The sequence below is a fragment of the Paraburkholderia tuberum STM678 genome, from assembly GCF_902833905.1.
GTDB lineage: Bacteria > Pseudomonadota > Gammaproteobacteria > Burkholderiales > Burkholderiaceae > Paraburkholderia > Paraburkholderia tuberum.
In genome coordinates this window covers 88385-108068 of sequence record NZ_CADFGP010000016.1, presented here as the reverse complement: position 1 = coordinate 108068, position 19684 = coordinate 88385, and the positions used below count along the sequence as shown (strand labels likewise).

Annotated in this window: 10 protein-coding genes; all 10 read left to right on the top strand. The window is 59.2% G+C overall.

Features of this window, described 5'->3' with window-relative positions:
* Position 1 precedes the first annotated feature (1 nt).
* The 10 genes from HWY30_RS16310 to HWY30_RS16265 all read left to right on the top strand — a co-directional run bounded on the left by HWY30_RS16310 (position 2) and on the right by HWY30_RS16265 (position 19678).
* The gene (locus HWY30_RS16310; RefSeq protein ID WP_090810051.1) at positions 2-7657 is read left to right on the top strand and encodes a type I polyketide synthase; all 7656 of its coding nucleotides are present in this window, start codon (positions 2-4) and stop codon (positions 7655-7657) included.
* On the top strand, positions 7627-8580 hold the full coding sequence (locus HWY30_RS16305) for a UDP-3-O-acyl N-acetylglycosamine deacetylase (protein WP_090805895.1): 954 nt from the start codon (positions 7627-7629) through the stop codon (positions 8578-8580). The genes HWY30_RS16310 and HWY30_RS16305 overlap by 31 nt, the downstream gene beginning before the upstream one ends.
* A gap of 33 nt (positions 8581-8613) precedes the next feature.
* Positions 8614-9948 (top strand): aminotransferase class I/II-fold pyridoxal phosphate-dependent enzyme, encoded by a 1335-nt coding sequence (locus HWY30_RS16300; protein WP_090805893.1) that lies wholly within the window; start codon positions 8614-8616, stop codon positions 9946-9948.
* Positions 9949-10066: 118 nt separating this feature from the next.
* Complete coding sequence (locus tag HWY30_RS16295) at positions 10067-11251, top strand: polysaccharide biosynthesis/export family protein (RefSeq protein WP_090805891.1); 1185 nt, start codon at positions 10067-10069, stop codon at positions 11249-11251.
* Positions 11252-11257: 6 nt separating this feature from the next.
* Positions 11258-12073, top strand: a complete 816-nt coding sequence (locus HWY30_RS16290) for an ABC transporter permease (protein ID WP_090805889.1) — start codon at positions 11258-11260, stop codon at positions 12071-12073.
* Complete coding sequence (locus HWY30_RS16285; RefSeq protein ID WP_090805888.1) at positions 12070-12732, top strand: ABC transporter ATP-binding protein; 663 nt, start codon at positions 12070-12072, stop codon at positions 12730-12732. Before HWY30_RS16290 ends, HWY30_RS16285 begins: the two co-directional genes overlap by 4 nt.
* Complete coding sequence (locus tag HWY30_RS16280) at positions 12729-13910, top strand: KpsE/RkpR family capsule polysaccharide export protein (RefSeq protein WP_244144924.1); 1182 nt, start codon at positions 12729-12731, stop codon at positions 13908-13910. The genes HWY30_RS16285 and HWY30_RS16280 overlap by 4 nt, the downstream gene beginning before the upstream one ends.
* Before the next feature lie 27 nt (positions 13911-13937).
* Entirely contained in the window at positions 13938-15200 is a 1263-nt protein-coding gene (gene wecC, locus HWY30_RS16275) for a UDP-N-acetyl-D-mannosamine dehydrogenase (RefSeq protein WP_090805884.1), read from the top strand.
* The gene (locus HWY30_RS16270; protein WP_167368685.1) at positions 15197-17797 is read left to right on the top strand and encodes an FkbM family methyltransferase; all 2601 of its coding nucleotides are present in this window, start codon (positions 15197-15199) and stop codon (positions 17795-17797) included. Before wecC ends, HWY30_RS16270 begins: the two co-directional genes overlap by 4 nt.
* 54 nt (positions 17798-17851) lie before the next feature.
* A complete protein-coding gene (locus HWY30_RS16265) occupies positions 17852-19678 on the top strand; it encodes a glycosyltransferase family 8 protein (RefSeq protein ID WP_167368684.1) in 1827 nt (608 codons plus the stop codon).
* Positions 19679-19684: the final 6 nt, after the last annotated feature.

Below are 19684 nucleotides of genomic sequence, written 5' to 3'. Positions count from 1 at the left end.
GATGGAAAGAAAAATAGCAATTATCGGGATGGCATGTCGCTTTCCCGGCGGAGTGACCGGGCCCGAAGACTTCTGGCAACTGCTGTGCGATGAGCGCGACGCAGTGACCGTCGTGCCACCCGATCGATTCGGCACGGAGTTCTACCAGCATCCGTCCAAGAAAGAGCCGGGGAAGAGCTACACGTTCTCGGCGGGTGTTCTCGACAACGTGGCCGGTTTCGATGCCGCTTTCTTCGGCGTTTCGCCGCGCGAGGCGACCCAGATGGACCCGCAGCAGCGTCTGCTGCTCGAACTCGCGTGGGAAGCGTTCGAGGACGCCGGTGTGCGTCCAGCGGAGATGCGCGGCCGGGACTGCGGCGTGTTCGTCGGCGCCGCAAGCATGGACTACGGCAACCGCAGCATGGACGACCTGAACTGGATCGATCCATACTCGGCCACGGGCAACACGCTCAGCATTGCGTCCAATCGCGTTTCCTATCTGTTCGATCTGCGCGGTCCGAGCATGTCGGTGGACACTGCCTGCTCGTCGTCGATCGTCGCGCTGCATCAGGCCGTGCAGGCATTGCAGTCGGGCGAAACCGAAATGGCGCTCGCGGGCGGCGTCAATCTGCTGCTCCATCCGTTTGGCTTCGTGAGCTTCTCGAAGGCGTCGATGCTGTCGCCGCGAGGCCGCTGCCGCGCATTCGATGCGACCGGCGACGGCTATGTGCGCGCCGAGGGCGGCGCCTTCGTGCTGCTCAAGCCGCTCGAGCGCGCGCTTGCGGACGGCGACACAATTCACGCGGTCATCGCCGGTTCGGGCGTGAATTCCAACGGCCATTCGCACGGCGGTATCAGTGTGCCGACGACGGCCATGCAGGCCGAACTGCTGCGCTCGGTCTACCGCCGCGCAGGCGTTGATCCGCGCTCGCTCGCCTATCTGGAAGCCCACGGCACTGGTACCGCAGTCGGCGACCCGATCGAGGCGCGCGCGCTAATCGAGGCAGTCGCGGGCGGCCGTCCGGCCGACGATCCGCTCCTGATCGGCTCGGTCAAGACCAACGTCGGGCACCTCGAAACCGCCTCGGGCATGGCCGGCCTCTTCAAGGCGATCCTCTGCCTGAAGCACGGCGCGGTGCCACGCTCGCTCCATTTCGAAACGCCCAATCCCGCCATCGATTTCGAGGGCGGACGCCTACGCGTCGTCGAGCGCTTCACCCCACTCTCGCGGCGTGATGGTGCGCCGCTGACGATTGGCGTCAACTCGTTCGGCTTCGGCGGCACCAACGCGCACGTCGTGCTAGCGGAGGCGGTGAGGGTAGCCGCGCCCGCCGCGCCTGTCATGGGCAGCACGCCGGCCGCGCGTGGAGCGTTGCCGCCGCTCGTTCTCACAGCGCGCTCGCAGGATGCGCTCGCCGCACTTGCCGCGCGCTATCTCGCGTGTTTGCAGAACGGCGCCGATTGGGCCGCGCTCGCGGCCGGCGCCGCGCGCCGCCGTGAATGGCTCGAACAGCGCGTGGTCATTGCGCCGCCCGACCTGAAAGCGGGTTGCGCCGCACTCTTGATGCTCGCGGATTCGTCCGATCAGGCGCTTCCGGCTTACGTCGCTCGCGGCCAGGCCGTAGCGACGGCCGCCAAGGTGGCGTTCGTCTACGCGGGCAACGGCTGCCAGTGGGCCGGCATGGGCAAGCAGCTCTATGCGGAAGACGCAGTGTTCCGCACGGCGCTCGACGAAGTCGACGTGCTTTGGCGTGCCGACGGCAGCGACTCGCTCGTCGACGTGCTGCGCGCCGGCGCGAGCGCCGAATGGCTCGCCGCGACGGAGAACGCGCAGCCGCTACTCTTCGCGATCCAGGTTGGCATCACGCGCGCACTCGAAGCGCGCGGCATCTGTTTCGATGCGGCGGTCGGTCATAGCGTTGGTGAAATCGCGGCCGCGTGGGCATCGGGCGCGCTGACGCTTGCCCAGGCCGTGCGCGTGATCCGCGTTCGCAGCAGCGCGCAGGGCCTGACGCGCGGCACCGGCAAGATGGCTGCGGCGGGCATTGGCGAAGCCGAGGCACGGCAGTTGATCGCACACCTCGGTCTCGCGGAGATGGTCGAGCTGGCCGGCACCAACAGCCCCGAAGCCGTCACGCTGGCCGGATCGCCCGAAGAACTCGAAGCGATCGGCGCTTCGCTCGCCGCGAACGGCAGCTTCTTCCAGCTGCTCGATCTCGATTACGCGTTCCACAGCAGCCGCATGGACGCCATCGAGCCGGTCGTGCGCGCCGGTCTCGCCGATCTGGCTCCGCGCGAAGGCACGAAGCGCTACGTCTCGACTGTCACCGGCGACACGCTTGCCGGCACGTCGCTCGACGCAGGCTACTGGTGGCGCAACATCCGCGAGCCGGTGCGTTTTGGCGAAGCGCTCACGCGTCTCGCCGATACAGGCGTAAGCGTGTTCATCGAAATCGCCCCGCACTCGATTCTGCGCCACTACGTCAAGCAGACGCTCGCGAGCCTGAATCTCGCCGGTGAGGTCGTGCCCACACTCAAGCGCCATCACGACAGCGCGCAGATGCTCGCGCATTCGACGCTATCGGCGGTCGCGCACGGCGCGCGCGTCGATGTCGACCGCTTCGTGCCAGTGGCGTCTCAGGGCTCACATGTGGCGCTGCCGACTTACCCGTGGCAGCGCGAACGCCACTGGCAGACGGCCACCATCGAGGGCTACAACCTCGTGAATCGCCGCGTCGATCATCCGCTGCTCGGCTACCGTCTGCACGAGCATGCGTTTGCATGGGAAAACCAGCTCGATCCGCAGCGCGTGCCGATGCTCGCCGATCACGTCGTCGATGGTGGCGTTGCATTTCCGGGCGCGGGCTACGTGGAAATGGCGCTGGCCGCTGCGCGCGTGTTCTTCCGCACGTCGGACGTCGCGCTCGAGAACCTCGAGATCCGCATGCCGGTCGTGTTCCAGCCGCAGCACGCGAAGCTGTTGCGCTTCGTGATCGACGCGCGCACCGCGTCGTTTACGATCGAGACGCGCGAGCGCATGAGCGACGGCCCGTGGAATCTCAACGTGACGGGCCGCCTGCTCGAAAGCGGCAGCACGCTAGGCGCGCAGAGCACGGCCGATGAATCGGTGCTGGCGCGCCTCGAAGCTATCCCCGCGACGCCCGGCGGCGCCCTCTACGCAAGCACGACCGCTATCGGTCTGAGCTATGGTCCGGCGTTCCGCTGGGTGCACAAGGTGCAGGTGCAAGGCGACGACGCGCTCGCTGACTTTGAAGTGCCGCAGGTGCTTGCCGGCGCGCACGCGGTGGCCGGCTGGCTGCTGCATCCCGCGCTGATGGACAGCGGTTTTCATCCGCTCTTCGCCGTGCTGGGCCAGGCCGGCGCCGCGCCAGGCGAAGCGCGAGCGGCCTTCGTGCCGGTACAGATCGGCCGCGTCGACTTTCTGCGTGGCGACTCGGTACGGCGTGTGCTGGCGCGTGTGCAGCGGCGCAGCCCGCATTCGATCGTTGCGTCGTTCGAATTCCTCGACGCCGACAATGCAATCGTCGCGCGTCTTTCTGCGTGCCGTTTCCGCCGCGTCGACCTTACGGGCCGACGCCACGCCGCACCGGCGCGCTTTGCCTACGCGCTTGAAGCGCGTCCGCTGCCTGAGGGCTTCACGGCCGCCGCGCTGCCCACGCCGGCTGCGCTCGTCGAACGTGCGAGCGCGCGTCTCGCTTCGCATGAGGACAGCGCGCAACGTACGCGTCACTTGACCGAAACGCTGCCGTTGCTCGACGTGCTCGCGGGCCTGTACGCGTTGAACGCGCTAGAAGCGATCGGCGCATTCGCGCAGCTCGTGCTGCCCACGCTCGCCAATACGCCACTGCTCGCGCGCCTTGCGCAGATCGTCGTGGAAGACGGACTCGCCCGCTTCGAGGGCGAGCGTCTCGTGCGCGACGACGCGGCCGCCTTCGCGGCGATGCCTTCGCATGATGCGCTGTGGCGCGATGTGCTGGCGACTTCGCCCGCGCACGTCGCCGAACTGACACTGCTCGCGCACGTGGGCGCGGCGCTGCCACGCGTGCTGCGCGATGGAGCATCCGATGCCGATGCGCCCGCGTTGCTGTCGCCGACGGGGCGCAGCCTCGTCGAGCAGTTTTTCGACGCTTCGCCCACGTGGTCGCATGCCCGCGCGATGCTCGCCGCCTGCGCGAAAGAAGCGCTGGCAGCGTGGCCGGGCACTCGTCGCCTGCGCATGTTGGAAATCGGCGCGACGAGCGTCGAAGTGCTCCAGCCGCTCGACATCGGCGTGCCGGCTTCGCGGTGCGAACACGTGATTGCAGGCACGCACCAGCAGCTCGCCGCGCTCGACGCGGAAGCGCACGCGCACGTTCAGACGCTGCAGCTCGGAGAGAACGAACCGCTTTTCACGCATTACCGTGACGCCGCGCCGTTCGACGTGATCGTCGTCAATCGCATGATCGGCGAACAGGCCGATCCACTCTCCACGCTGCAAGCAATTGCCGAACGGCTCGCGCCGGGAGGGGTAGTCGTGCTCGCCGACGCGCGCCCCAGCCGTTTCGCCGACATCGTCTTCGGCGTGGCGGGCCACGAGGTCGCCGCACAGGCCTACGGCGCGCTCGCACCGGCCGCGCTTCGCACGCTTTGCGAACGCGCCGGTCTGCAGGACGTCGTGCGTCACTCAGAGCAGGGCCTCGATCTCGAAGGTGCGCCGACGCTGATGGTCGCGCGCAAGCCTGCGTCCGCTCAGCAGATGCAACCCAGTTCGACCGACGCGCAGCCGTGGCTGATCGTGCAGAGCGGCAACGACGCGTTCGGGTCTGCGCTCGCGGAAGAACTCGAGCGCTTTGGCTGCCAGGTTGGAGCGACGAGCGTGCGCGAAGCGGCCGCATGGCTCGAACGCAAGAACACGCAAGCGCAGATCGTGTTCGTGGCACCGCTCGTACAGCTCGACGACGCCAGCGGCGCCGACATCATGCGCGCGCAGCAGGACGGCGTGCTCGCGCTCGCCATGCTCGCACGCGAATTCGACGCAGCCGGCGTGGCCGCGCTGGCGCGCCTGTCCGTGGTGACACGCGGAGGCGCGCCGTTCAGTCAAGGCTCGGGCACAGCGGCGCAGCCCGAGCAGGCGAGCCTATGGGGCCTTGGCCGCGTGATGGCGAACGAATACCCGACGCTTGCGCTGCGCCTTATCGACGTGGCGGGCGCGGATGGCGAGGCCGTATCGCAACTGGCGCACGCGCTCACGCACGATGACGGCGAGGAAGAGGTGCTGCTCACGGCGCAGGGCCGCTACGTGCCGCGCATGCTGCCGGCGCAAACAGCGGAACGACAGACGCCGCGCGACGAATCCACGGCTGAGCAGCTGGCCGACCCCGTGCCCGCCGTGCTGGCGTTCGATATGCCCGGCTCGCTACGCAACCTCGAATGGTTCGCGTTGCCCGAGCGCGAACTGAGTCCAGGCGAAGTCGAGATCGCGCCGATGGCGACCGGTCTGAACTTCCGCGACGTCATGTATTCGATGGGCCTGCTCTCCGACGAAGCGGTCGAGACCGGCTTCGCGGGCGCGACGATCGGCATGGAACTCTCGGGGCGCATCGTGCGCGTCGGCGCGGGCGTCAAAGGCTGGGCGCCCGGCGACGCGGTGCTCGGCTTCGCGCCGGCTTCGTTCGCCACGCGCGTGTTCACACGTGCGAGCGCGATCGCGCGCAAGCCCGAAACGATTTCGTTCGAAGCAGCCGCTACGATTCCCACGACCTTCTTCACCGCGTATTACGCACTGTGCGAGCTCGCAAGGCTTCGCCGCGGTGAGCGCGTGCTCGTACACGGTGGTGCGGGTGGTGTCGGCATTGCCGCGATCCAGATCGCCCGCCATCTCGGCGCGGAAGTATTCGCCACCGCTGGCGCTGACGAGAAGCGCGAGTTCGTGCGCCTGCTCGGCGCCGATCGTGTGTTCGACTCGCGCAGCCTGGCGTTCGCCGACGAGGTGCGCGCCTGCACGAACGGCGAGGGCGTCGACATCGTGCTCAACTCGCTCGCGGGCGAGGCGATGGTGCGCGGCATCGACACGCTGCGTCCGTTTGGCCGCTTCCTTGAACTCGGCAAGCGCGACTTCTACGAGAACAGCCAGATCGGCCTGCGGCCGTTCCGCAACAACATCAGCTATTTTGGCATCGACGCCGATCAGCTCATGGGCGTGCTGCCCGAACTCACCACGCGCCTCTTCGAGGAAGTGATGGCGCTCTTCGTGAGCGGCGTGCTGCATCCGTTGCCGTATCGTGCCTTCCCGGCCGCGCGCGCGGAGGAGGCGTTCCGCTATATGCAGCAGGCGCGCCAGATCGGCAAGGTGCTCGTCACCTATCCGTCGGGTACGCCGGCGCCCACGCGGGGCGTCGCGCAGCCCGTGCTGCGCCTCGACCCGCAGGCGGCGTATCTGATCGTCGGCGGAACGGGTGGTCTCGGTTACGCAAGCGCGCGCTGGATGATCGCGCGCGGCGCACGTCACGTGACGCTCGCGAGCCGCGGCGGCGCACTCGACTCGGCGAAGCAGCAGGAACTCGAACGCTGGCGTGCCGAGCATGGCGCGACCGTGACGGTGGTGTCGTGCGACGTGACCGATGCGGCGGCGCTCGATGGTCTGATCGAGCGCATCGAGGCGCGCGGAACGCCGCTCAAGGGCGTGCTGCACTCCGCGATGCGCATCGACGACGGCCTGCTGCGCAACATCGACGACGCGCGCATGCTCGCCGTGCTCGAACCCAAAGTTGCGGGTGCATGGAATCTGCACCACGCGACGCAGCGCTGCGCGCTCGACTTCTTCGTGCTGTATTCCTCGGCCACGACTTATCTCGGCAATCCGGGCCAGGGCGCGTATGTGGCAGCCAACAGCTTCCTCGAAGCGCTTGTCGCCCATCGCCGCGCGGCCGGGCTGGCCGCCGCCTTCATGGCGTGGGGGCCGATCGAGGATGTCGGCTTCCTCGCGCGCAACAGCACGACGCGTGAAGCGCTGCAGGCGCGCATCGGCGGTGCGTCGATCACCTCTGACGAGGCGATGACGGCGCTCGAGCGCGCGCTCGCAACCGGTGCGGTCGGCGAGGCTGTGGTGCGTCTGGACTGGGCGGCGATCGCGCGCGGCATGCCCGCCGCGCAGGCGCGTCGCTACATGGCATTGCAAGGCGGCGGCGCTAGCGAGACAACGAGCGAGGACGGCGTACTGCTCGAACAGTTGCGCGCTCTGCCGAAGGCCGATGCAGTCACGGCGGTCGAGACCGCGTTGCGCGGTCACATCGCGCGCATCCTGCACATGTCGCCGGAGCGCGTCGCGCTCGACCGCTCGGTGCTCGATCTCGGCATGGACTCGCTGATGGGGATGGAACTCGGCATGGCGGTCGAGGAGTCGTTCGGCGTGAAGCTGTCGATCATGGCGATTGCGGAAGGCGCCACCGTGCACACGCTCGCCGTGCGGATCGTCGACATGCTCGATGAGTGCGCTGGCGACGGCGTTCAGGTTACCGCGAACGCTGCGAGCGACGAGGTCGCGGCCTTGGCTGCGCGCCATGCGCTCGGCGAAGACGAGGCGCGCGCGCTGCTCGAACGCAATCGCGGCAACGCCACCCACACTCAAGATCAACAGGGAGACAAGTCATGTCAGTCGACGCCGGCGTTTGCGGAGTAAAGCTTCCCGCGGGCTGGCAGGCGAGCGAAGGCACGCTCGCGCGGCCGCTCGAACTGTCGGGACATGGCCTGCATACCGGGCGGCGCGTGAACGTGCGCATTCTTCCGGCTGACTCCGCTCGGCTCGGGGGTGAGCGGCACGGTATCGTGTTCCGGCGTCTGCAAGGCGGGCGCGAGCTCGGCACCGTCGCCGCGCATCCGTCGCTGCGCCGGGGGCAGCCGCTGTGCACGATGCTGCGCGCGAGCGACGGGCTCGGCGTGCGCACGGTCGAGCATTTGCTTGCGTCGCTGCTTGCCTGCGAGATCGATCACGCGATCGTCGAGCTCGACGCCGAAGAGATACCGATTCTCGACGGCAGCGCGCAACCGTGGATCGACGCGATTCGCGCGTGCGGTCGCACCGCGATGCGGCAGCCCAAGCTGTTTTTGCGCGTTCTGAAAAGTGTGGGCGTCGCCGACGGCGAAGGTGAAGCGCGCCGCGAGATGCGTGTCGAGCCGGCCGACAACTATGCACTCAGCGTGCATAACAACGACCTCAAAGGTTTCGGCGACATGGAGTGGCACGGCGTGCTCACGCCGTGCGCTTTCGCCGACGAAATCGCGTCGTCGCGCTCGTATGGGCAGATCAAATGGGCGGTGCCCGCGATCGTGGTCGGTTATCTGCGCGGCTGGCCGATTCTGCGTGGCGCACGCCTGTCATGCACGGCGGCGATCGTCGGTAAGCGGGTGGTCGGCGGACTGCGTCAGCCCGACGAGTTCGTCCGGCATCGCGTGCTGGATCTGGTCGGCGATCTCGCGCTCGCGGGGGCGCCGTTGCTGGGCCACGTGAGCGCACGGCGGCCGACGCATGAAATGAACTACCGGCTGCTCGCCGCGTTGCTGGGAACACCCGGCGCGTACGAGTGGGTCGAGGCGCACGCGTAAGCCGCGCCGCATATATAGGCTCGAGCGAATTACATGGGACTCGGAGAAACACTACGGCAGCAGTTGGCAGCCAAGGCACTGAAGCGCCAGTTGGAGCGAGCAACCGATGCGGCGGACGCGCCTGGCGTGCCCGATGCGCAGGCGGCACAGGCTGCGCAGACGCTCTCTGCACGCAGCCGCTTTGAAGCAATGCCGCAGTATCAGCAAGTCAAGCTGATGCGCGAAATGGGCGAGACGCTGCGAGTCGAGTCGCCGTTTTTTCGGGTACATGACGGTATTGCGGGCGCGACGACACAAATAGGCGGCCGCGAGTATGTGAACTTCGCGAACTACAGCTATCTCGGGTTCGCGGGCGATCCCGTTATCGCGTCGCGTGCGAAGGCCGCCATCGACCGGTATGGCACGTCGGCGTCGGCGAGCCGCATCGTCGCGGGCGAACGACCCGTGCATCGCGAACTCGAACGCGCGCTTGCGGCGTTTTACGAAACGGACGATTGCGTCGCGTTCGTGAGCGGACATGCGACCAACGTGACCGTGATCGGTGCGCTGTTCGGGCCCGGCGATCTGATCGTTCACGACGCACTCGCGCACAACAGTATCGTGCAGGGCGCGCAACTGAGTGGTGCGAAGCGTCTGAGTTTCGCGCACAACGATTGGCAGGCGCTCGACGAACTGCTGACGCGGGTGCGTCGCGAGTATCGTCACGTGCTGATCGCAATCGAAGGGCTGTATAGCATGGACGGCGATTTCCCCGATCTCGAGCGTTTTTGCGAAGTGAAGGAGCGGCACGGCGCGTTTTTGCTGGTCGATGAAGCGCATTCGCTCGGCGTGCTTGGCGCGACGGGGCGGGGTATTCGCGAGCAGTGCGACGTGGCCCCGGATCGCGTCGATCTGTGGATGGGCACGATGAGCAAGACGCTGGCGGGATGTGGTGGTTTTATCGCGGGTTGTCAACCGCTGGCCGACATGCTGCGTCATCTGGCGCCGGGATTTTTATATAGCGTCGGGCTTGCGCCGGCTTTGGCGGAAGCGTCGCTTGCGGCGCTTGAAGCACTGATCGCGCAACCTGAGCGGGTTGCGCGGTTGCGAGAACGCGGGCACCAGTTTCTTGCCGAAGCGCGTGCGGCCGGACTCAATGTCGGCACGAGCGCGGGCTACGCGGTCGTGCCGGTGATTACCGGCAGCTCGTTGAAGGCCGCGCAGTGGGCGAACGCGTTGTTCGAGGAAGGCATTAATGTGCAGCCGATTTTTTATCCGGCTGTCGAGGAGAAGGCGGCGCGGTTGCGGTTTTTTATCTGTTCGACGCATGAGGCGGAGCAGATTAGTCGGACGGTGGGGGCGGTGGCAAGGCTCGCGGGGCGGGCGTAGGTTGAAGTACGCACGGTTTGTTTGTCAATTTCTCTCCGGGGAACGGCGCGGTTTGCGCGTGGCTCTGGTGGAACCGGCGGGGTAGTCGTCGGCCGGTAAGTTTAGTGGTTCACGATTGATGAAAAAGAATCTTTATTTGTTTAGCTGCGTTACCGCGTTAATGGCGCTTTCGGGGTGTGGGACTTATCCGGGCTGGTTGCCGGCTTCTGGCGCGAGTCGCGAGCAGATCGAAAAAGCGCCGGAAACCGGGCGGATTCAAGGCATTGAAGTGGTAGACGTGGACGATGCACTGGCTCGCAAGCTGGCTGCGTCGCGGAAAGTCTCGCGGTTCTCGACCACTTTCGCGAGCCATGCCGCCAACAACTATGTCATCGGCCCCGGCGACGTGATCGAAGTGACGATCTGGGAGGCGCCGCCTGCGCTGTTGTTTAGCACATCGCCGTCATCGCCGGTATCGCTGCCATCAGCAGTTCCGAGCCCGTCGACTGGCGTCACGCTGCCGGCGCAGATGGTGGCGTCTGACGGCACGATTTCGATTCCGTTTGCGGGCCGCGTCGAGGTGAGCGGGCATACCATCGAGGAAATCGGGAAGAGCATCGTTCGCCAACTGAAGGGCAAGGCGAACCAGCCCCAGGTGCTCGCTACTGTGTCGAAGAACAATGCGTCGAACGTTACTGTGGTCGGCGAGGTAAACAGTAGTTCGATGATGCCGTTAACACCGAAAGGCGAACGGTTGCTCGACGCGCTGGCATTTGCGGGCGGGGCGAAACAGACGATCAGCCATATGGCGCTGCAGCTTTCTCGCGGCAACGTTACGGCTATGATGCCGCTCGATTCGGTGATTCGCGATCCGCAGCAGAATGTGCTGTTGAAGCCGGGCGATGTTGTGACCGCGCTTTATCAACCGCAGACGTTTTCGGTTCTCGGTGCGACTGGCAAGAACGACGAAATTCCGTTTGAGGCGCAAGGAATTTCGTTGGCACAGGCATTGGCGCGGTCGGGGGGGCTTAGCGATAACCGCGCGGATGCACGTGGGGTATTTGTGTTCCGGTTTGAGAATGCGAAGCTCGTTGATAGTAAGGATGGCAAGGTCGTTCCGTCGGCGAACGGGACAGTTCCAGTTGTGTATGAGATTGATTTGCGCGACCCAGCAGCGTTTTTTGTGACGCAGAATTTCCCGATCGAGAATCACGATTTGATTTATGTCTCGAATTCTCCGGGGGCAGAGTTTAGGAAGTTCCTATCGTATATCGCAATGGTGGCGGATCCGGCTGTAACTTTTACTTCGGATTTCAGTAATTAATCTATAATGAAAAGAACTCGTACACCGTTTGCGATTACCTTTTCAGTCTGGCGCGCTGCTTTTCTGCGCGAAGCACTCGATCGTCTATTCGAAGGTCGTGCTGCGTGGCTCTGGCTATTGATTGAGCCGATTATTTACATTGGAGTGCATGCCTTCGGATTCACGACATTCCACATTCACCAGGTCGGGGGAATGGGGATCAATATGTTTATTATCGCGGGCTTCACCGGATTTCTGCTCTGGCGTCGTACCTGGACGCAGGTGTTGCATGGAATCGACTCGAACCGGGCTTTTTTCGCTTATCGACAAGTCAAACCTTTTGATGTCGCGATAGTTCGAGCAACGCTCGAGCTGTTTCTGATGGTGCCGGTTTCGATCGTGATCATGTCATTGGCGATCATGGCGGGACATGGCATGACGCTCAACACACAAAATCCTATATGGCTTCCGCAGGATCCATTGCTAGTGATGGCAGCGGTTTTAGCTCTGTGGCTACTAGGCTTGGGATTGGGATTGGTCACCTCGGTAGCGATGCGCTTCGTTCCTGAAATCGATCATATTTTTAAGATCCTTTATCTTCCGCTGTACTACATGTCGGGAGCATTGCTCCCACTGTCGGTATATGTGCCGGAGCCTTATCAGTACATCCTTGTTGCTAATCCGGTTGTCGATGGCGTTGAATTAATGCGGCTGGGTTTTTTTTCGGGTTATGTCGGTCTTAAAGGGGTGAGTCTTGCTTACATCTATGCGTGGGCGTTAGGGCTGATCCTTCTGGGGCTGATGTTATACAAGCGATTCTCCAGAAAGCTGGTGATGCGATGATAATTGTCGAAAACGTTCACAAGCGTTACTCGGGCGAACATGGGGCGGGGAAATGGATACTCGGCGGAATCAACATTACGATTCCTTCGAAGCGCAGTGTCGCCTTGATAGGTAGGAACGGCGCCGGCAAATCGACGTTGTTGCGGATCATTGGCGGCATAGATTTCCCGACCAAGGGGCGGGTTTTGCGACGTTGCAAAGTTTCCTGGCCTATGGGTGGGGGCGGGTTGGAAGGAACATTGACCGGGCGTCAAAACGCGAAATTCGTTTGCCGGATTCACGGTCACCAAGAGGAACTTGTGGATCGTCTGGCTTATGTTCAGGATTTCGCTGAATTGGGCCCTGCCTTTGACGAACCGGTGCAGACCTATTCGTCGGGCATGCGCTCGCGCCTTCAATTTGCGATGTCGTTGGCTTTCAATTTCGACGTGTACATCTCTGACGAAGTAACTGCGGCAGGAGACGCGAAATTCAGAAAGAAAGCCGCCGAGGCTTTTAAAAATATGTCGAACCAGGCAAGTGTGATCATGGTTTCTCATGACGAAGGTACGCTTAAGCAGTTTTGTCAGTCGGCTATCTGGATTAATAACGGTCAGGCGCACTGGTTCGACGATCTTAAAGACGGCCTGAAAGCATATAAGGATAATCTTCTGGCATGAATGAATCATTGGTACCCACTAACTCGGGTGTGATTGCTAGAATGGGTGCAGTCTTTGGTCAATGCAAAGACGCGCTATTCTCAGTTAAAGTTTTCAAGTTGCTCGTGCGCGTGATTATCGCGTTCACGATTCTTTCGGTTCCCTACTGGTTGTTATTTGCGTCCGACCGCTATGTTTCCAACGCGATTGTGATTGTTCAACGGACCGATCAGGTGAATGGTCCGCAGGTTAGTATTCCGCTGAACATTTCGGGCCTCGCTGGATCGAGCACTCCGAACAGCGCTGATCAGTTGTTGCTGACCCAGTATCTTTTGTCGGTGGACATGCTGGAGAAACTAGACGCGGCATTCGACTTGCGCTCGCATTACAGCGGGCGGAGCCATGATCCGATTTCTCGCATGCTGTTCAAAAACGAACCGATTGAACTGTTCTATCAGTACTGGCTGTCGCGTGTTGATGTCGAATACGATCAGTACAACGGTGTGATCGACATCCAGGTGCAGGCATACGATGCCAGGACTGCACGGGAGATCGTGGAATTTATGATCCGCGAGGGTCAGGCACAGATGAACTTGATCGGCCATCAGCTTGCACAGTCCCAGGTCGATTTTCTGACCAAAGAGGTGACAGTCACACGCGAGCTCCTGCTCAAAGACACGCAAGCGATGATCGATTTTCAGAATCATCAAGGACTGGTTGCACCCGAAACAACGGCCCAGAGTCTTAATGCTTTGATCGCCACGCTCGAGGCACAACGAACCGCTGTCCAAACGCAGCTCGCTTCTTTGCCTTCGACGTTGAACGCCAATCAACCCACTGTTGTGATGCTCAGGAAGAATCTCGCGGCCATTGAGCAGCAGATTATGCAAAAACGAGCGGAATTGGCTTCCCCGTCGAAGAAAACGCTGAATTACACGGTCGAGGAGTTCCAGCGTCTGCAGATGCAGGTCGACTTTGCCCGGGATTTATACAAGACGGCACTTTCCGCATTGGAACAAGGCCGCCTGGATGCAGCCCGCACATTGAAGATGGTTTCGGTGTTGCAGACACCGACGAAGCCGGTTTATCCCGTGGAGCCCTCGCGGCTGTATAACGCATTGGTCACCTTGCTTATCGGGCTCGCTCTGATAGGTGTTTTAAAGCTGACCGAGAGCATTATTCTCGATCACGTCGATTGACGTGCTGAATATCCTGGTGAGAGCGTCTTGAATACTATTTCCGTCATTGGTCTCGGCTATATTGGCCTGCCCACTGCTACTGTTCTGGCGTCGCGCAAGAAGCGAGTCGTTGGGGTCGATGTGTCCCGTGAAGTCGTCGATACGATCAATCGCGGGGACATCCATATCGTCGAACCTGAGCTGGACATTCTGGTTCAGGCAGCGGTAGGCAGCGGTCATCTTCGGGCTGTTTTAAGCCCCGAACCCGCCGACGTTTTCCTGATCACGGTGCCGACTCCACTGGCGTTTGGGCATCGCCCCGATTTGAGTTATGTCGAATCCGCCGTCAAATCGATTGCTTCCGTTCTGACGAAAGGAAACTTGGTCATTCTCGAATCCACGTCACCGGTTGGTACGACTGAAAAGCTGGCAGGATGGTTGGCCGATGCTCGGCCGGACCTTAGCTTTCCACAACAACGAGGCGAAGCATCCGATATTCGTATCGCCTATTGCCCGGAACGTGTTCTCCCCGGTCGCATCGTCCATGAAATCGTTGCTAACGATCGTGTGATTGGAGGCATGACGGCGAGATGTTCGCAGGCGGCGATTGAGCTTTACAAGCTGTTTGTGCACGGAGAGTGCATTGCTACGGATGTACGCACTGCGGAAATGTGCAAGCTGGCTGAAAATAGTTTTCGCGACACCAATATTGCTTTCGCTAACGAACTTTCAATGATCTGCGACCAACAAGGCATCAATGTTTGGGAGTTGATCAAGCTGGCTAATCGACATCCTCGCGTCAACATTTTGCAGCCCGGCTGTGGAGTGGGAGGGCATTGCATTGCTATCGACCCATGGTTCATCGTCGATGGTGCACCGGACCTGGCGAAATTGATCCGTACCGCGCGCAACGTCAACGACGCAAAGCCGGACTGGGTGATTGGCAAAGTAAGGCGAGCTGTCGAAGATCTCGTGTCGTCAGGCATGGACATCAAAGATGTCCGTATCGCCTGTCTGGGCCTTGCCTTCAAGCCTGACATCGACGACGTGCGCGAAAGCCCTGCGCTGGAAATTGCCCGGTTACTGGCGACCCGCCATGAAGGAACCATCGCGGTGATCGAGCCCAATCTCTGCTTGTCTGAAATGGCGGCAGAACAGTGGATGATCCCGATGGAACTGGACGAAGCGATTTCTTGGGCAAATATACTTGTCTTGCTCGTTGACCATGACGAATTCAGGCGCATTAAACCCGTTCTCGGCAAGGGACAAAAGCTCATCGATACCCGTGGAATATGGACAGAAACAAAATGACTGTTGACCAGCGCGCCCAGCAAAAGCTTGAGGCCCGGCTTAAGGACGTAACGGAAGAAAACGATCTGTTGCTTGGACAACTCCATCAAGTTCAGGGGGTACTGGAGCGCCATTACCTGCAGAGCCGGGAGCTTGAAAAGCAACAGACCAGCGCCGTAGTGCAAAACGTTGTGCCGAGCAAGGACTGGGTGCATGCCGAATTGCTGGATGCATTGGCCGAAAATTGCCGTTTGCAGGCATTGGCGCAAGCGCAGAAAAAAGTCCACCGACTCGAGACTCAGAATGCGCTGACCAGCAAACTGGGAAATATTCTGATACGCGGTACAGATTCACCGGCTTCGCTGTTCTCCGTGCCCGGCAAGCTTGCAAAAATCTGGCGACAGTCAGGACAGCAGACGCCACCGAAGTTGCTTGGCGGGAAAAGCTTCGACAAGTTGATCGAGGCGTATGGCAAAGGTGGTCTGGATGCGGCGGAAAAACTGCTGGCCGGGGCTTCGATCGGTCCGGTCATGCAAGCTAACGCCTATACGGTGCTGGCCCGCAACTTGATGAATAGCGATCGTACTAACGCTGCGATGGCCGCTCGGCGCGCATACGAAATCGATCCCAAACCCTACCGCTTGAAGTGGCTGGCCTTCCGCTTGCATGAGATTGGCAAGGTTATCGAGGCGGAGGCCATGCTGAAAATCCTGCCGCCGGATACGCCATTCAGCGAATCCGAGGCCCGTCAGGCCAATCAAGTGGGCCATGAGGCCAGGGATGCTCGGCGGAGTGAAACGGAGCAAAGCTCCGACTTCGTCGAACGTCGTGCGCGGATCGAAAAGCAATTGACGAGCTTGTCTCGTAAGCTTGACGAGCAGGCGAAGTTGGCTGCCGTGCGTGGTCGTGAAGTGGAAGTGTTGAAGCAGGCCAAGGCGCAACTGGAGCGGGAGAAGACTGCGCTGTCAGGAAAGCATGACGAGCAAACGAAGTTGGCTGCAGAGCGTGGACGTGAAGTGGACGTGTTGAAGCTCGTCAACGCGCGACTGGAGCAGGATAAGGCGGCGCTGTCCGGAAAGCATGACGAGCAAACGAAGTTGGCTGCACAGCGTGGCCGTGAAGTCGACGTGTTGAAGCTCGTCAACGCGCACCTAGAGCAGGATAAGGCAGCGCTGTCCGGAAAGCATGACGAGCAAACGAAGTTGGCTGCACAGCGTGGTTACGAAGTGGAAGTGTTGAAGCACGCCAACGCGCAACTGGCGCAGGAGAAGGCGGCGCTGTCCGGAAAGCATGACGAGCAAACGAAGTTGGCTGCACAGCGTGGTTACGAAGTGGAAGTGTTGAAGCACGCCAACGCGCAACTGGCGCAGGAGAAGGCGGCGCTGTCCGGGAAGCATGACGAGCAAACCAAGTTGGCTGCAGAGCGCGGTCGTGAAGTGGAAGTGTTGAAGCAGGCCAAAGCACAACTGGAACAGCAGAAGGCGGCGCTCTCCGGGAAGCATGACGAGCAAACCAAGTTGGCTGCAGAGCGCGGTCGCGAAGTGGAAGTGTTGAAGCAGGCCAAGGCACAACTGGAGCAGCAAAAGGCGGCGCTGTCCGGGAAGCATGACGAGCAAACGAAGTTGGCTGCAGAGTGTGGTCGCGAAGTGGAAGTGTTGAAGCAGGCCAAGGCGCAATTGGATCAGGAGAAGGCTGCTTTGCAGCAGGGAAGTACGGATCTGCGCAAAAAACTTCAAGAAGCGCAAAAGCTGGTTCCGGCTACGTTCCTTCATGTGTTGAAAGGCAGGCTCGACGCCATGCCTGATGCTAGTAATTTACCTGACATTTCTTTGGTTTCTGTCGAGCACGCAAACAAAGTATTTTTCTTCACCCATTTTTCGACGGATTACATTCCTGGGAAAATGGCTGAACGGAATCAATTTTATGAAGCTACTTTTCTCGATTTACTTGCGCGGGTACATCATCCGGATAAGTTGATTATCGATGGTGGTGCAAACATCGGCAATCATTCAGTTTTCTTTGCAGGTGTGATTGGCGCTTCTGTGATTGCGTTCGAGCCGCAGCCGTTCAATCATGAATTTTTGGTTGCCAATGCGCGCCTAAATCACCTGGAAGAAAAAATCGATATCCGTAAGAAAGCCATAGGAGATCAGCCTGGGTCTATATCGCTTGTGCAAGCATTGCCCGGCAATTACGGCTCCTTTACTGCCGATACGAAATTGGCACAGCGAGATGATGACGATGCTCGTGCCCGTGGTTTGTTTGATGTCCGGGTCTCGACTCTCGACGTTGAGCTAAAAGATCGCGAAGCTGATGTTTCAATCATCAAGCTGGATCTGGAAGGAATGGAACTCGAAGTATTGCGTGGGGCGCGAACTGTAATTGAAAAAAGTTTGCCCGTTATCTCTGTTGAGTGCTTTACGAGATCTTTCTACGAAGAGATTAAAGAATTTCTTGAATCATTTGGATATTTTGCTGTTGACTCGACCAATGCCACGCCGACGTTTATTTTTTTGACACGGAAAAATTCGCGTCATATGGAAATACTCTCTGGTTATCTTGAGACGTCGTCGATTGGTAAATTTTATAAAAATTCAGTGTTCAATGAAACAAAATAAAAATTCCTATTGGTTGGAAGAGTCAACGATTTTAATTATTTTGGGGCAATGAAAATGAGTTTGGTAAATGAAGCTCATGGATTTTATTTGAAAGGGAGATTTCTGGATGCTCTTTCAATTTACAGGAAGCTCGCGGGATTGCTGGGGGAGGATTTGTTTCGTGCGAATATTTCCTTGTGCGAAAAGAGATTGGGTATTGGGCGTAATCTCCCGGGAAACGGGCAGAATAGAATAAATATCGCATTTATAACGGATGACGGTTTTGCATTGCCTACATATGTGGCCCTGCATTCGTTGATAAGAAACAAAAACGACGACGTTGAGGTTAATGTGTATGTGCTCTCTGTTAACTTGAGCAGAGAGAATATAGATAATCTGAAAAGCCTTCAAAAAGACAAGGTCTGGGTTTTTATATTGGAGTTGGATGAAAATAGTTCACAGTTTTCAATTCTAAAAAATGGCTTTCATGTCTCAACTGCGGCAATAACTAAGTTCAGCCTTCCCGAGATTCTTGCGGATCTAGATAAGGTGCTGTATTTGGATGGCGATATCATTGTTCGCTCCGATCTGTCGGAGCTTTATAACGTTTGCATAGACGATCTTTATGCCGGCGTAGTTCCGGATATCAAGCCGACTCTAAAATATAAGCCAAGCATTTTGAGTAAATTAAATGTCGAACATCATCGATACTATTTTAACTCAGGCATGATGCTTCTGAATCTGAAGAAGATGAGGCAAGATGATTTGACAAATAAATTGCTTGACTATAGAAAAAATGGAATTAATTTTTTCATGGATCAAGATGCTCTTAATGTTGTTTTTGCGGATAATGTCAAGTATTTGTCCTGCAGAAACAATTTGCTCGTCACGCTTCAGGGTGAATTCACGTTGGATCAGATCGCACATGAATACAAAGAGCCGATCAAGTGTAAGTCGTTTTCGGATTTGGTAGAGTCGGCTAACGTCGTGCATTTTGCGTCCAAGGAAAAACCGTGGAAAATCCTACAGGGCGAGCAATTTCTGTTGTGGTATCGATATTACTTAACCTCGGGAGCCGCGGCAAATAATCTATTTGAAATCCCGGAAGTGATTAGAAATGTTGATCCTTATGGCGTAATCGTATCGTTGACATCCTACCCCGCCAGGATTGGGTCTGCGCATATCACCGTGAAAAGTTTGCTATCGCAAACATTTCAGCCTTCCGCTGTTGTTTTATGGCTTGCTGAAGAAGAATTTCCTGGCGGTGAAGTCAGCTTGCCTAAAGAATTGCTTGATCTGAAACCTTCTGGTCTTTCAATACAATGGTGCCATAACATAAAATCGTATAAAAAGTTGATACCTGCGCTAAAGGCCTATCCGGATAATGTCATTGTTACCGCCGATGATGATATCGTCTACAAGCCAACGTGGCTGGAGCAACTGGTTGGATCGTATCTTCAATATCCTGACTCGATACATTGTTGCAGGGCCCATAAAATTTCGGTGGACGGTGAAACATTTATGTCTTACCGGAAATGGCGCAGAAATATTAAGGATCCAGCTCCTTCATACCAAACTTTTTTCACGGGATGCGGCGGAGTTCTTTATCCCCCGGCCAGTTTGCATAGTGACGTAATGAATGAGGTGGACTTCACGACGTTGTGTGGTAGTGGCGATGACATATGGTTCTGGAGCATGGCTGTTCTTAATGGCACGAAAATAAGGGTGATTCCAGACAAAAGTTTTACCTTGGAGTTCACGCCAGATTCGCAAGAAGTTGCGTTGTGGCGGAATAATGATGTAGGTGGAGAGAACGACGCTATGCTTAACAGGATTCTTTCGAGATATCCGGATATTGCCAAACTGGTTGAGCACGGTGGCGTAGAGGAATTGGCTATTTAACGTGTT

Coding starts and splice junctions, on each gene's coding strand:
- HWY30_RS16280 (WP_244144924.1), top strand. CDS start 12,729: ATGAATGAATCATTGGTACCCACTAACTCGGGTGTGATTGCTAGAATG.
- HWY30_RS16270 (WP_167368685.1), top strand. CDS start 15,197: ATGACTGTTGACCAGCGCGCCCAGCAAAAGCTTGAGGCCCGGCTTAAG.
- HWY30_RS16290 (WP_090805889.1), top strand. CDS start 11,258: ATGAAAAGAACTCGTACACCGTTTGCGATTACCTTTTCAGTCTGGCGC.
- HWY30_RS16295 (WP_090805891.1), top strand. CDS start 10,067: ATGAAAAAGAATCTTTATTTGTTTAGCTGCGTTACCGCGTTAATGGCG.
- HWY30_RS16265 (WP_167368684.1), top strand. CDS start 17,852: ATGAGTTTGGTAAATGAAGCTCATGGATTTTATTTGAAAGGGAGATTT.
- HWY30_RS16285 (WP_090805888.1), top strand. CDS start 12,070: ATGATAATTGTCGAAAACGTTCACAAGCGTTACTCGGGCGAACATGGG.
- HWY30_RS16305 (WP_090805895.1), top strand. CDS start 7,627: ATGTCAGTCGACGCCGGCGTTTGCGGAGTAAAGCTTCCCGCGGGCTGG.
- HWY30_RS16300 (WP_090805893.1), top strand. CDS start 8,614: ATGGGACTCGGAGAAACACTACGGCAGCAGTTGGCAGCCAAGGCACTG.
- HWY30_RS16310 (WP_090810051.1), top strand. CDS start 2: ATGGAAAGAAAAATAGCAATTATCGGGATGGCATGTCGCTTTCCCGGC.